This window comes from Streptomyces sp. NPDC046939 (assembly GCF_040644575.1).
In the GTDB taxonomy this organism is placed as follows: Bacteria; Actinomycetota; Actinomycetes; order Streptomycetales; family Streptomycetaceae; genus Streptomyces.
This window is the reverse complement of sequence record NZ_JBEYWV010000029.1, coordinates 75,613-88,511: the sequence shown is the minus strand read 5'-3', so window position 1 is coordinate 88,511 and position 12,899 is coordinate 75,613. Positions and strand designations below refer to the sequence as shown.

Sequence of the window (12,899 nt, the reverse complement as noted above, 5' to 3'; positions counted from 1 at the left end):
CCCTCGGCTTTCTTCGTGTGTACGGTCATGAGGCGAGCCCTTCCGCGAGCGGGCCGAGCGCCAGGGCGGGGAAGAAGGTCAGCCCGGCGACGATCAGGACCGTGCCGACCAGCAGACCCGTGAACAGGGGTTTCTCGGTGCGCAGGGTGCCTGATGTGGCGGGGACCGGCCGCTGCTCGGCGAGCGAGCCGGCGAGCGCGAGCACGAACACCATCGGCAGGAACCGACCGAGCAGCATGGCGAGCCCGATGGTGGTGTTGAACCAGTCCGTGTCGGCGCTCAGGCCCGCGAAGGCGGAGCCGTTGTTGTTGGCGCCGGACGTGAACGCGTAGAGGATCTCGGAGAACCCGTGCGCGCCCCCGTTCAGCATGGAGTTCCTCGGTGTCGGTAGGGCCATGGAGAAGGCCGTGAGGACGAGGACGAGCGCCGGGGTGATCAACAGGTAGCAGGCGGCGAGCTTGATCTCGCGGGTGCCGATCTTCTTGCCGAGGTACTCGGGTGTGCGGCCGACCATGAGGCCCGCGAGGAACACGGCGATGACCGCCATGATCAGCATGCCGTAGAGGCCGGATCCGGTGCCGCCGGGCGCGATCTCGCCGAGCTGCATGCCCAGCAGGGTGAGGCCGCCGCCGAGGCCGGTGAAGGAGGAGTGGAAGGAGTCGACGGCGCCGGTCGAGGTCAGCGTCGTGGCGACGGCGAAGATCGACGAGCCGCCGATGCCGAACCGGTTCTCCTTGCCCTCCATGGCGCCGCCCGCGAGGTCGAACGCGGGTCCGTGGTGGGCGAACTCGGTCCACATCATCAGGCCGGTGAAGGCGACCCAGATCGTCGCCATCGTGGCGAGGATCGCGTAGCCCTGCCGGACCGAGCCGACCATGACGCCGAACGTGCGGGTGAGCGCGAACGGGATGACCAGGATGAGGAAGACCTCGAAGAGGTTGGTGAAGCCGTTCGGGTTCTCGAAGGGGTGGGCGGAGTTGGCGTTGAAGTAGCCGCCCCCGTTGGTGCCGAGCTCCTTGATGGCCTCCTGGGAGGCGACGGCGCCGCCGTTCCACTGCTGCGAGCCGCCCATGAACTGGCCGACCTCGTGGATGCCCGAGAAGTTCTGGAGCGCGCCACAGGCGACCAGGACGACCGCGCCGAGCGCCGCGATCGGTACAAGGATGCGGATGACACCGCGTACCAGGTCGGCCCAGAAGTTGCCCAGTTCGCCGCTGCGGGTCCGGGCGAAGCCGCGGACGAGCGCGACGGCGACGGCGATACCCACGGCGGCCGAGACGAAGTTCTGCACCGCGAGGCCGCCGGTCTGCACGACGTGGCCCATGGCCTGTTCGCCGTAGTACGACTGCCAGTTGGTGTTGGCGACGAAGGACGCGGCCGTGTTGAACGCCTGGTCCGGGTCGATCGACCGGAAGCCGAGCGAGCCGGGCAGCGCGCCCTGGAGGCGCTGGAGGAGGTAGAGGAACAGGACGCTCACGGCGGAGAACGCGAGGACGCCGCGCAGATACGCGGTCCAGCGCATCCGCGTGTCCGGGTCGGCGCCGATGCCCTTGTAGATCCATCTCTCCACCCGGAGGTGCTTCTGCGAGGAGTAGACCCGGGCCATGTGGTCACCGAGCGGACGGTGGGCCAGGGCGAGCGCCGCGACAAGGGCGAGGAACTGCAGCGCTCCGGCGAGTACGGGGCTCATGTCGGCGCTCAGAACCTCTCCGGACGGATGAGGGCGAGGACGAGATAGCCGAGCAGGGCGACGGCCACGACGAGCCCGACGACATGTTCGGGGGTCACAGCTTGGTCACCCCCTTGGCGACGAGGGCCACCAGCGCGAAGACCGCGACCGTGGTGACGACGAAGGCCAGATCGGCCATCGTGGGCTCCCGGATGAGGTGCGAGGACGGACAGGGACGGAACGGCTCGAACGGTTCGGGCGGTATGAGCCGTTTGCACTGCTCGGACTGCTCGCACTGCTCGTACTGCTCGAACTGCTTGAACGGTTCGAGCAAACATCCGCTCGTGGCCGGTTCCGGTCCCTGTTGACGCCTCCCATACGGGGACGTGCGCGCCCTTGACGCCTCCCTTACGCCGCCGCCGGAGGTCAGGCGCCCACGTACTCCGCCAAGTGCTGCCCCGTGAGGGTCTTGCGGTCAGCGACCAGGTCCGCCGGGGTGCCCTCGAAGACGACCTTGCCGCCGTCGTGTCCCGCGCCGGGGCCGAGGTCGATGATCCAGTCCGCGTGCGCCATGACGGCCTGGTGGTGCTCGACGGCGATGACCGACTTGCCGGAGTCGACGAGCCGGTCGAGCAGGCCGAGCAGTTGCTCGACGTCGGCCAGGTGCAGCCCGGCGGTCGGCTCGTCGAGGACGTACACGCCGCCCTTCTCCCCCATGTGCGCGGCCAGCTTGAGCCGCTGGCGCTCGCCGCCGGAGAGCGTGGTCAGGGGCTGGCCGAGCGTGAGGTAGCCGAGGCCGACGTCGTTCAGGCGCTCCAGGATCTTGTGCGCGGCCGGGGTGCGGGCGTCGCCCGCGCGGAAGAACTCCTCGGCCTCGGCCACGGACATCGCCAGGACCTCGCTGATGTCGCGGCCGCCGAGGCGGTACTCAAGGACGGAGGCGTCGAACCGCTTGCCGTCGCACTCCTCGCAGGTCGTGGCGGTCCCCGCCATCATCCCCAGGTCGGTGTAGACGACACCGACGCCCTTGCAGGTGGGGCAGGCGCCCTCGGAGTTGGCGCTGAAGAGGGCGGGCTTGACGCCGTTGGCCTTGGCGAACGCCTTGCGGACCGGGTCGAGCAGGCCGCTGTACGTGGCCGGATTGCTGCGCCGCGAGCCGCGGATCGCGCTCTGGTCGACCGAGACGACGCCCTCGCCCGCCGGGATCGACCCGTGCACGAGCGAACTCTTGCCGGATCCGGCGACCCCGGTGACGACGGTCAGGACGCCGAGCGGGATGTCGACGTCCACGTCCTGCAGATTGTGCGTGGAGGCGCCGCGGATCTCCAGGGCGCCGGTCGGCTTGCGGACGGTGTCCTTGACGGCGGCCCGGTCGTCGAAGTGGCGTCCGGTGACGGTGTCGGCGGCCCGCAGCCCCTCCACGGTCCCCTCGAAGCAGACGCTGCCGCCGCCCGAACCGGCCCCGGGCCCCAGGTCCACGACATGGTCGGCGATCGCGATCATCTCCGGCTTGTGCTCCACGACGAGCACGGTGTTGCCCTTGTCGCGCAGGCGCAGCAGCAGCTCATTCATCCGCTGGATGTCGTGCGGGTGCAGTCCGGTCGTCGGCTCGTCGAAGACGTACGTGGTGTCGGTGAGGGACGAGCCGAGGTGGCGGATCATCTTGACGCGCTGCGCCTCACCGCCGGACAGGGTGCCGGAGGGCCGGTCGAGGGAGAGGTAGCCGAGGCCGATCTCCACGAACGACTCCAGGGTCTGCTGGAGCGATTCGAGCAGTGGGGCGACCGAGGGCTCCTTCAGTTCGCGCACCCAGGTGGCGAGGTCGCGGATCTCCATGGCGCAGGCGTCGGCGATGCTGATGCCCTTGATCTTGGAGGAACGTGCGCCCTCGTTGAGCCGGGTGCCCTCGCACTCCGGGCAGACGGCGAAGGTGACGGCGCGCTCGACGAAGGCGCGGATGTGCGGCTGGAGCGAGTCGATGTCCTTGGAGAGCATCGATTTCTGGATGCGCGGAATCAACCCTTCGTACGTGAGGTTGATCCCGTCAACCTTGATCTTCGTGGGCTCCTTGTGGAGCAGGTCGTGCAGTTGCCGCTTGGTGAAGCGGGCGATCGGCTTGTCCGGCGGGAAGAAGCCGCAGCCGGTGAAGATGCGGCCGTACCAGCCGTCCATGCTGTAGCCGGGGATGGTGAGCGCGCCCTCCTCCAGCGACTTGCTGTCGTCGTACAGGGCGGTCAGGTCGATGTCGGAGACCGAGCCGCGACCCTCGCAGCGCGGGCACATGCCGCCGGTGATGCTGAAGCTGCGGCGCTCCTTGACGTTCTGGCCGCCGCGCTTGACGGTCACCGCGCCGGCGCCGGAGATCGAGGCGACGTTGAAGGAGAACGCCTTGGGGGAGCCGATGTGCGGGGTGCCGAGGCGGCTGAAGAGGATGCGCAGCATGGCGTTGGCGTCGGTGGCTGTGCCGACGGTGGAGCGCGCGTCGGCGCCGAGCCGTTGTTGATCAACGGTGATCACTGTGGTCAAGCCGTCGAGGACGTCCACCTCGGGGCGGGCCAGCGTCGGCATGAAGCCCTGGACGAAGGCGCTGTACGTCTCGTTGATCAACCGTTGCGACTCGGCGGCGATGGTGTTGAAGACCAGGGAGCTCTTGCCCGAGCCGGAGACCCCGGTGAAGACGGTCAGCCGTCGCTTGGGCAGTTCGACGCTGACGTCCTTGAGGTTGTTCTCCCGCGCCCCGTACACCCGGATCAGATCGTGACTGTCGGCCACGTGCTGCCCCGCCTGCGGCGTATCGGTCTTCCTGGCCTTAGTGGTCATCATGCTCTCCATACGTCGGGCGACCCGGCTGGGAGCAGTATCCACGGGGCGGACGCGGGGAGGCTTCTCCGTTCCTGACGGATTTCGGCCACGGGAGCCGCGGTGGGAGCGGTGCGGTGCGGCCCCTTACTTCTTCTTCGGATCGTGGCCCCAGTTCATGAGGGAGTACCGCCAGCGGGTGTCCGTGACGTCCCCGGAGGGGCGCTGTTTCATGTGACGGTGCACATAGCCGACGACTTTTCGCATATGCGCGATGTCGTCGTCGGTGAGGTCGCCCTTTTTCTTCTCCTGCAAGGCGATGATGCGGCGACCGGAGGCGTGTCCGACGCTCTCACCGCCGCCGTCGGACTGGCCGACGCTCTTGGACTCGTCGGTGTCGAGCCATTTCTTCAGGGCGGACGGGGTCATGTTGACGACCTCGCCGAACTCCTTGATGGTGCCCTCGCGGTCGTCGTCGCTTTTCCCGCTCATCAGCCGTTGTTCTTCTTGTGCAGGGCTTCCGGCTTGTGCACGGCGTTCTTTCCGGACTTGTCGCTGGTGACTTCGTACTGCGGCTCTTCCTTGGACGCCTTGACGGTACGGCCCGCCGCCTCCGTGTTCTTGGTGATCTTCTTCTCCACCTTCCCCGGGACGTCCTGCCCGTGACTGCTCCAGGTGACTTTGTCGCCCTTGCTGAGATTCTTCTTTTTGGCCATGCCACCCACTCTCCCGCCCTTCGGCGTCCGCCGCATTCCGGCGACGACAGCGGCCCGGCCGCACCCGGCGGCAGGGGGCCGAACGGGTCCACCCCACCCCCGCTCCACCCGGAAAGCGCTCTCCCTCGCGGACGTGCGTTCGACCGCGTGTTGCCTGGGGGAACGTCGCGCCCCCCGCGCTCCGGATCGCGTCTCAGAACTTGCGCACGAGTTCCACACATCCCCTCTACACGGCGGCGCTGATGGTCTAGATTGACCGTGCTCCACATGTGGACACGACGCGACAAATGACGATCTATAAGTCGGGTGTCAGGGACAGCCTGCGGGTGGGTCCCCGGCGCCAGGCGTGGGGGTGATCATTCTTCGGGCCCGGACCTGGGCCCCGGGTGTGGGGAGCATCCGGGGATCCGGCGGGTTCCGCACACCTTGGCGCCCTGGCGGGCCGTGAGAGATCACTGCCGCCCGGGCGAGGTGTTCAAACGACGCTGCTCAGCCGAAATGTCATGCGCGGAAGGCCGAGAACCGCCTTCCGGGGGGAAGAACAGTGCGGCGCGGAAGGCGGGGGCCTTCCGCTGAACGGAACAGTGCGGCACGGGGGGCAGAGCCTCCCGGGGGGAGAACACAGTGCGGGGGGCGGGGGCGCCTCCTGGGGGGGAGGAACCGTGTGGAGCGAACATGTCGAGCCCACTGGTGACCTGGGGGGGTCAGTGCAACAGGGGGAATTAGTAAGCCCGTTACCGCCGGCGCGCGGGCGGCTGGGGAGCGGGACACTCAGTCAGCCCGCGACCGACTGGGAGCAGCGGTACCGGCGTACGGTGATCATCAGCGACACGGCGGCGACGGCCGTGGTGGTGGCGTCGATAGGCCAGTTCTTCGGGGCGCGGGACGCGGCCAACTGGCATGAGAAGTGGGGCATCCTCGCCTTCGGCACCGAGTTGCTGGTGCTCGCCTCGCTCGCGCTGAGCCGGGCCTGGGCGCCCGCGGTGCTCGGCCAGGGCGCCGAGGAGTTCCGCCGGTTCGGCCGCTCGCTGTTCACGGCGACCGTCGTCCTCGCGCTCGGCGGGATAGCGCTGACCTCGCGCAACATCAAGCTCTGGATATTCGTCGCGATCCCCGCGATCGCGGTCACCACGATGACCGCCCGCTATCTGCTCCGCCTGTGGCTGCACAAGCAGCGCAAGGAGGGGCGTTGCCTCAGACCGGTTCTCGCGGCCGGCTCCCCGGCGACCGTGCACGACCTGATCACCCGCACCCGTAAGTTCCCGCACCTCGGCTGGCGCGTGGAGGCGGTGTGCACGCCCGACGGACTCGGGCCGGACAACGACCAGTTGGACGGCGTTCCGGTCGTCGGCCGCCTCTCCGACGTCGCGAACCACGTCCACCGCGACGGCTACCGCGTCGTCGCCGTCACCCCCGACGCGCACTGGTCGCCCGACAGCCTTCAGCGCCTCGCCTGGAACCTGGAGGGCAGCGACGCCGAGATGGTCGTCGCCCCGGTCCTGATGGAGGTCGCGGGCCCGCGCCTGCACGTCGACGCCGTACTGGGCATCCCGCTCCTGCGCGTGAGCATGCCCGCCTTCACCGGTGGCCGCCGGGTCATCAAGGGCGTCGTGGACCGGCTCGGCGCGGCGGCGCTGATCCTGTTCTTCGCGCCGGTGATGGTGGTGGTCGCGCTGCTCGTCGTCGCGGACAGCCGGGGCGGGGCGGTCTACCGCCAGCGCCGGGTCGGCAAGGACGGCCAGGAGTTCACGATCTTCAAGTTCCGCACCATGGTCGCCGACGCCGACCGGGTGCGCGCCGAGCTCGCCGACCAGAACGAGGGCGCGGGCCTGCTGTTCAAGATGCGCCGGGATCCGCGGGTGACCCGGGTGGGTGGCGTCCTGCGCAAGTACTCGCTCGACGAACTCCCGCAGCTGTTCAACGTGTTGACGGGATCCATGTCGCTCGTCGGGCCGCGCCCTCCGCTGCCGGAGGAGTCGGCCGCGTACGGGCCGGACATCCGGCGGCGGCTCCTGGTGAAGCCGGGGCTGACCGGGCTGTGGCAGATCAGCGGGCGCAGTGACCTGCCGTGGGAGGAGGCGGTCCGCCTCGACCTGCGGTACGTGGAGGACTGGTCGCTCGCCCTGGACTCGGTGATCTTGTGGAAGACGCTGCGCGCGGTACTCCGGGGACAGGGAGCGTACTGAGACGCAAGGGGGGCTGCGGCACAACTGCCCAGTCGGCGCAAGGAGATCGCAGACCGTCAGGGTCTGCTTGGGGGGGAGGAACAGGACATGAGAGTCAGCGTCTTAGGACTGGGCTACGTGGGGTGTGTGTCGGCGGCGTGCCTGGCCGCGTCGGGCCACGAGGTCATCGGTGTCGACGTGAGCAAGGTCAAGGTCGACCTCGTCAACGACGGCAAGGCGCCGGTCGTCGAGGAGCGGATCGGTGACATCGTCGCGGAGGCGGTGGGCAGCGGCAGGCTGCGCGCCACCGACGACGTGCGCGACGCGATCCTGAACAGTGACGTGTCGCTGGTGTGCGTGGGGACGCCGTCCGAACCGAACGGCAGTCTGTGCACCACCTATCTGGAGCGGGTCGCCGAGCAGATCGGGGCGGCGCTCGCGGAGCGGGAGGGGCGGCACACCGTCGTGTTCCGCTCCACCATGCTGCCGGGCACCTGCATGGGCCTGCTCGTGCCGATCCTGGAGAAGCACGCCGGCACCGCCGGGGTGGACTTCGGGGTGGCGGTCAACCCGGAGTTCCTGCGCGAGGGCACGAGCGTGCGGGATTACTTCGATCCGCCGAAGACCGTCATCGGCCAGATCGACGACGCCAGCGGTGACGTGGTCGCCTCGCTGTACGAGGGGCTGCCCGGCGAGGTGTTCCGGGTGGACGTCCCCGTCGCCGAGGCGATCAAGTACGCGGACAACGCCTTCCACGGCCTGAAGATCGGCTTCGCGAACGAGCTGGGCGCCGTCTGCCAGGCGCTCGGGGTCGACTCCCACCAGGTGATCGACGTGTTCCTGGCCGACCGCAAGCTGAACGTCAGCCCCGCCTATCTGCGCCCCGGTTTCGCCTTCGGCGGCTCCTGCCTGCCCAAGGACCTGCGCAGCCTGGTCCACGCGGCGCGGCGCGCGGACGTGTCGGTGCCGATCCTGTCCCACGTGCTGCCGTCCAACGAGGACCACTTGCAGCGCGCGGTGGAGCTGGTGGAGCGCACCGGCAGGCGGAAGGCGGGCCTGTTCGGGCTGTCGTTCAAGCCCGGCACCGACGATCTGCGCGAGAGCCCGCTGGTCGAGCTGGCCGAGCGGCTCTACGGCAAGGGCTACGACCTGAAGATCTACGACGCCAACGTGAGCCTGTCCCGGCTGCTCGGCGCGAACCGCGAGTACATCGAGACCCGCCTCCCGCACCTCGCGCAGTTGCTCGCGGACTCCGTCGAGGAGGTCCTCGACCACGCCGACGTGTGCCTGGTCGGCACGAAGGACCCGGACGTTCTCTCGGCGCTGCCGCACGGCGACGGCGGCCCGGTGATCGTCGATCTCATCCGCCTTCCCGACGCGGAGACGCGCCGGACCGAACCGGGGTACGTGGGCCTTGCTTGGTGACACAGCACGTGCAAGTGGCAATGAGGGCCGGGGGCGGCGTGCGCTGATCCTGGTCGAGAACCTGTCGGTGCCGTTCGACCGGCGGGTGTGGCAGGAGTGCCTGACCCTGCGCGACGCGGGGTGGGAGGTGCACGTCATCTGCCCGCAGGGCACGAAACGGGACACCGAGGCGGAGGCGGAGATCGACGGGGTGCGGATCCACCGCTACCCGCTGCGCGCCGCCACGGGCGGCCCGGCCGGTTATCTGCGCGAGTACGGGGCGGCGCTGTGGCACACGGCGCGGCTCGCCCGCAAGGTCGGCCCGGTCCATGTGGTGCACGCGTGCAACCCGCCCGACCTGCTGTTCCTGCCCGCTCTGCGGCTGAAGCGGCTCGGCGCGCGGTTCGTCTTCGACCAGCACGACCTGGTGCCGGAGCTGTACCTGTCCCGGTTCGACCGGGGCGAGGACCTGCTCTACCGGGCCGTGCGGGGCCTTGAGCGGCTCACGTACCGGGCGGCGGACATCGTCCTCGCGACGAACGAGAGCTACAAGGACGTCGCGGTGCGCCGCGGCGGCAAGCGTCCCGAGGACGTGTTCGTGGTGCGCAGCGCGCCGCAGATCGAGCGGTTCCAGCCGGTGCCGCCCGAGCCGGAGCTGAAGCGCGGCAAGCCCCATCTGCTGTGCTACCTCGGGGTGATGGGCCCGCAGGACGGGGTGGACTACGCCCTGCGGGCGCTGGCGAAGCTCCGGGACGAGCTCGGCCGGACCGACTGGCACGCGGTGTTCGTCGGCGGCGGTGACGCCTTCGACGCGATGGTGGAGCTCTCGGAGCGGCTCGGGCTGTCGGACCAGGTGCAGTTCACGGGGCGGATACCCGACGCCGATCTGGTGCGCTATCTGTCGACGGCGGACGTGTGCCTCTCCCCCGACCCGCGCAACCCGCTCAACGACGTGTCGACCATGAACAAGGTCCTGGAGTACATGGCGATGGGCCGGCCGATCGTCTCGTTCGAGCTGCGGGAGGCACGGGTCTCCGCCGGGGACGCCGCCCTGTACGCGCCGGCGAACGACGAGGCGGAGTTCGCCCGGCTCGTCGCGCAGCTCATGGACGACCCGGAGCGGCGCGCGGAGATGGGCAAGATCGGACAGGAGCGGATCAGCGGGCGGCTGTCCTGGCGGAACTCGCAGCAGTCGCTGCTGGCCGCCTACGACGCTGCCTGCCGCGGCCGGACAGGGAGGAGGCCGCGCCGTTGAGCGAGGACACCATACGCCTGGCGACCGTCGGGCGGATTCTCCGCCGGCGTTGGCGGCTCCTCACCCTGCTCGCGCTGGTGGGGGCGGTCGTCGGCCTCGGCGCGTCCCTGTTGTTCCCACCGAGCTTCACGACGTCGACGTCGATCCTCATGGCGGGGCAGTGGGAGGAGCGCGAGCTTTTGACCCAGGTGGAGGTCGCGACGAGCTCGGCCGTGGTCGACCGCTCGGCCGCCGCGCTGAAGTGGCCCGGGGTCAGCGGCACCGATCTGCAGGACCAGGTGAGCGCCAAGGCGGCGGACGGGAACATCATCAAGATCACGGGTACGGCGGACACGCCGGAGAAGGCGCAGCGCCTGTCCGACCAGGTGGCGCAGCAGTTCGTCGGCTTCGCCTCGCGGATCGGCAGCGACGAGACCGACTCCGACGACGCGGAGATGGGGCCCGAGGCGCTGCGCAAGCAGGTCGCGCAGACCAACCGCCGCATCAGTGAGCTGGCCGACTCTGCGGACCCTGGGCAGACCGTGGAGGGCGTGCAGGCCCGTACGGAGCTGGAGAAGCTGCGGACGGCGCTGCAGGACGCCATGAAGAAGCTGGAGGAGGCCGATCCGGCGATCGGGGCCAAGAACAGCATGGTCGTGATGGGTCCGGCGGCGAAGCCGACGAGCGAGGCGCCGCCCACGCGGGTGCAGCTCATCGCCGGCGGGGCGCTGCTGTTCCTGCTCGTCGCGGTCATCGCGCATCTGACGGCCGCCCGGATGAACCGCCGTCTGCGCACCGAGGCGGAGATCGCCGCCGCGCTGGGCTCGACGGCGATCGGGACGGTCGACGTGCCGGACGGCCACGGCGCCGAGCCGGTGCGGGCGGCGGGGCTGCGGCCCCGTGTCCGCCGCTTCCTCGGCCTTGACACGCGCTGGGACACGCCTGCCCCGCACACCTCGGGCGACGAGACGAGCAGGCGGGTCCGCTACCGGCGTGTGTGCATGCGTCTGCGGCATCAACTGCCGGTGCCGAGAAGGCTGCTGATCGTCGTCCCGGAGGGTGACGGCGTCGCCCGCCGGGCCGCGGGGCAGCTCGTCACCGAGGCGAAGAACGATCCGCTGCTGCGGGTCGTGGAGGTCTCGGTGGACCATCCGATGGTGCCGGACCGGGAGGCCGAGTCCGGTGTCCTGGTGGTGCTCAGCGCGGGCGCCTGGACCGCGGACGAGCTGACCGGCATCGCCTCGGCGTGCGCGGACGGCGGCCACGAGGTCGTCGGTGTCGTCGTCGCGGGCGAGGTCCGCGCCCGGCCCGCGCGCTCCGCCGACCAGCCTCCGGAGAGCGCCACGCTGGCGCTCGCGGTGCGCGGCCACGCGACGGGAGGTCCCGTGTGATGACCAGCACGACTGCGGAGTCGTCGCCCACCCCTCCGCTCCTCGACCTGCACGCCCTGGTGGTGGCGGTGCGCAGACGCCGTCGCCTGTGGTGCTCGCTCGCCGTCCTCGGGTTCCTGGCCGGCGCGGCGTTCGCGGTGCTCATGCCGCCGGCGCCGAGCGCGACGACGAAGCTCCTGGTCGCGCACGCGGAGGACCAGCCGAACGACACCGGCACCCTGATCCGTACGGATGTGGAGGTGCTCGGTACCACCCGGATCGCCGACCGGGCGCTGAAGGCGCTCAAGTCTTCGGAGAAGCCCGAGGACTTCCTGAAGGAGTACGCGGGCAGGGGCCTGACCAACAACGTCCTCCAGATCGACGTGACGGGTGAGACGGACGCGCAGGCGGTGGCCCGTGCGAAGGCGCTGGCCGACGCGTTCGTCGCCGACCATGTACAGCGGATGCGGGAGACCGCGAAGGCCGAGGCCAAGGCGCTGCTCGACCAGCGCGACCGGATGCAGAAGGAGCTGGCCGAGGTCAACGACGAGATCGGCGGCCGGTCCCCGGACACCGATCCGGCGAACTCGGCGAGCATCGAGTCCCTCTTCGCCCGCCGCGCCGAGCTGAACTCCCGTATCGCCGACTTCAACCAGCGCGCGGAGGAGGCGCGCGTCGGCACGCCCCGGCTGATCGCGGGGACGCAGATCGTGGACGATCCGCGCGCGGTGGCGCACTCGCTGCCGAAGGCCGCCGCGACCAACGCGGCGATCGGGCTCGTCCTGGGGCTGGTCCTCGGGCTCGCGCTCTCCGCGGTCGGCGTGGTGGTGGCCGACCGGCCCGTCCTGCGCCGGGAGATCGCCACGAACCTGGGCGCCTCCGTCATCGCGGAACTGCCGCACGGCTCGGGCCGGTTGTGGCAGCGCAAGCGGACCAGGTCGGCCCGTGAACGTCTCACGACGACGCTGGCCCGTACGGTGCGCGGTTCGGCGGAGCCGCTGTCGCTCCTGGAACTGGGCAGCGCCCGCGCCACCAGCGTCATCGCGCTGAACCTGGCGGGTGCGCTCGCCGCCGACGGGCCGCTGGTGGTCGTCGACGGGCTGCCCGGTACGGAGCTGGCGAAGGCCCGCGCGCAAGCGGGCGGGCCCAACGTGATCACCGGTGCGCAGGCGGCGTCGCTGACGCCGCAGGACCGGCGGATCGGCGTCGGCTCGGTCGCGCCGGGCACCGCCTGGACCGACCTTCAGTACCTCGGCAGCCAGACCGTGCTCGTGGTACGGGCCGGGCACGCCAGTGCCGCCTGGCTGCACACGGTCGCGCGGCAACTCGCCGACCAGCACATCCCCGTGCTCGGTGTCGTCCTCATCGACCCCGATCCGCGGGACCGGACCGACGGCACGCTCTGGGACGGCCTGCACACCGCGCTGCGCGGGCAGAGCGAGCGTCTTGCCCGGCAGCAGAACAAGACGGTGCAGCGGCGCGCCGAGCGCGTGCCCATGTGGGCCGCGCGGGTCCCGGACAGCGACCAGGAGGCGCGGTAAG

The 12,899-nt window shown here is 70.3% G+C and carries 11 protein-coding genes; 5 read left to right on the top strand and 6 right to left on the bottom strand.

Going from position 1 to position 12,899, the window contains the following annotated elements; genetic code table 11:
* Nucleotides 1-25: 25 nt before the first annotated feature.
* The 6 genes from kdpA to ABZ877_RS28530 all read right to left on the bottom strand — a co-directional run bounded on the left by kdpA (nucleotide 26) and on the right by ABZ877_RS28530 (nucleotide 5,184).
* Nucleotides 26-1,690: a potassium-transporting ATPase subunit KdpA gene (kdpA, locus tag ABZ877_RS28555; protein WP_361076504.1), complete on the bottom strand. Its 1,665-nt coding sequence runs from the start codon at nucleotides 1,688-1,690 to the stop codon at nucleotides 26-28.
* Between the two features lie 8 nt (nucleotides 1,691-1,698).
* Nucleotides 1,699-1,788, bottom strand: coding sequence for a K(+)-transporting ATPase subunit F (gene kdpF, locus ABZ877_RS28550; RefSeq protein ID WP_361076501.1), 90 nt, complete (start codon nucleotides 1,786-1,788; stop codon nucleotides 1,699-1,701).
* Nucleotides 1,785-2,003, bottom strand: a complete 219-nt coding sequence (locus ABZ877_RS28545; RefSeq protein WP_361076498.1) for a hypothetical protein — start codon at nucleotides 2,001-2,003, stop codon at nucleotides 1,785-1,787. The genes kdpF and ABZ877_RS28545 overlap by 4 nt, the downstream gene beginning before the upstream one ends.
* A 92-nt stretch (nucleotides 2,004-2,095) precedes the next feature.
* On the bottom strand, nucleotides 2,096-4,492 hold the full coding sequence (locus tag ABZ877_RS28540; RefSeq protein ID WP_361076495.1) for an excinuclease ABC subunit UvrA: 2,397 nt from the start codon (nucleotides 4,490-4,492) through the stop codon (nucleotides 2,096-2,098).
* Nucleotides 4,493-4,615: 123 nt separating this feature from the next.
* Complete coding sequence (locus tag ABZ877_RS28535) at nucleotides 4,616-4,960, bottom strand: DUF3140 domain-containing protein (RefSeq protein ID WP_361076492.1); 345 nt, start codon at nucleotides 4,958-4,960, stop codon at nucleotides 4,616-4,618.
* The gene (locus ABZ877_RS28530; protein ID WP_361076490.1) at nucleotides 4,960-5,184 is read right to left on the bottom strand and encodes a DUF2945 domain-containing protein; all 225 of its coding nucleotides are present in this window, start codon (nucleotides 5,182-5,184) and stop codon (nucleotides 4,960-4,962) included. The genes ABZ877_RS28535 and ABZ877_RS28530 overlap by 1 nt, the downstream gene beginning before the upstream one ends.
* Before the next feature lie 707 nt (nucleotides 5,185-5,891).
* Between ABZ877_RS28530 and ABZ877_RS28525 the strand changes: the two genes are divergently transcribed.
* From ABZ877_RS28525 to ABZ877_RS28505, 5 genes are all read left to right on the top strand, one after another.
* The gene (locus ABZ877_RS28525; protein ID WP_361076596.1) at nucleotides 5,892-7,370 is read left to right on the top strand and encodes a sugar transferase; all 1,479 of its coding nucleotides are present in this window, start codon (nucleotides 5,892-5,894) and stop codon (nucleotides 7,368-7,370) included.
* An 87-nt stretch (nucleotides 7,371-7,457) separates the two neighbouring features.
* Nucleotides 7,458-8,774, top strand: a complete 1,317-nt coding sequence (locus ABZ877_RS28520) for a nucleotide sugar dehydrogenase (RefSeq protein ID WP_361076487.1) — start codon at nucleotides 7,458-7,460, stop codon at nucleotides 8,772-8,774.
* Nucleotides 8,764-10,008 carry a glycosyltransferase family 4 protein gene (locus ABZ877_RS28515; protein ID WP_361076484.1) on the top strand — a complete coding sequence of 415 codons (1,245 nt, stop codon included), beginning with the start codon at nucleotides 8,764-8,766 and terminating at the stop codon, nucleotides 10,006-10,008. Before ABZ877_RS28520 ends, ABZ877_RS28515 begins: the two co-directional genes overlap by 11 nt.
* On the top strand, nucleotides 10,005-11,378 hold the full coding sequence (locus ABZ877_RS28510) for a polysaccharide biosynthesis protein (protein ID WP_361076482.1): 1,374 nt from the start codon (nucleotides 10,005-10,007) through the stop codon (nucleotides 11,376-11,378). Before ABZ877_RS28515 ends, ABZ877_RS28510 begins: the two co-directional genes overlap by 4 nt.
* Entirely contained in the window at nucleotides 11,375-12,898 is a 1,524-nt protein-coding gene (locus tag ABZ877_RS28505) for a Wzz/FepE/Etk N-terminal domain-containing protein (protein ID WP_361076480.1), read from the top strand. The genes ABZ877_RS28510 and ABZ877_RS28505 overlap by 4 nt, the downstream gene beginning before the upstream one ends.
* Nucleotide 12,899: the final 1 nt, after the last annotated feature.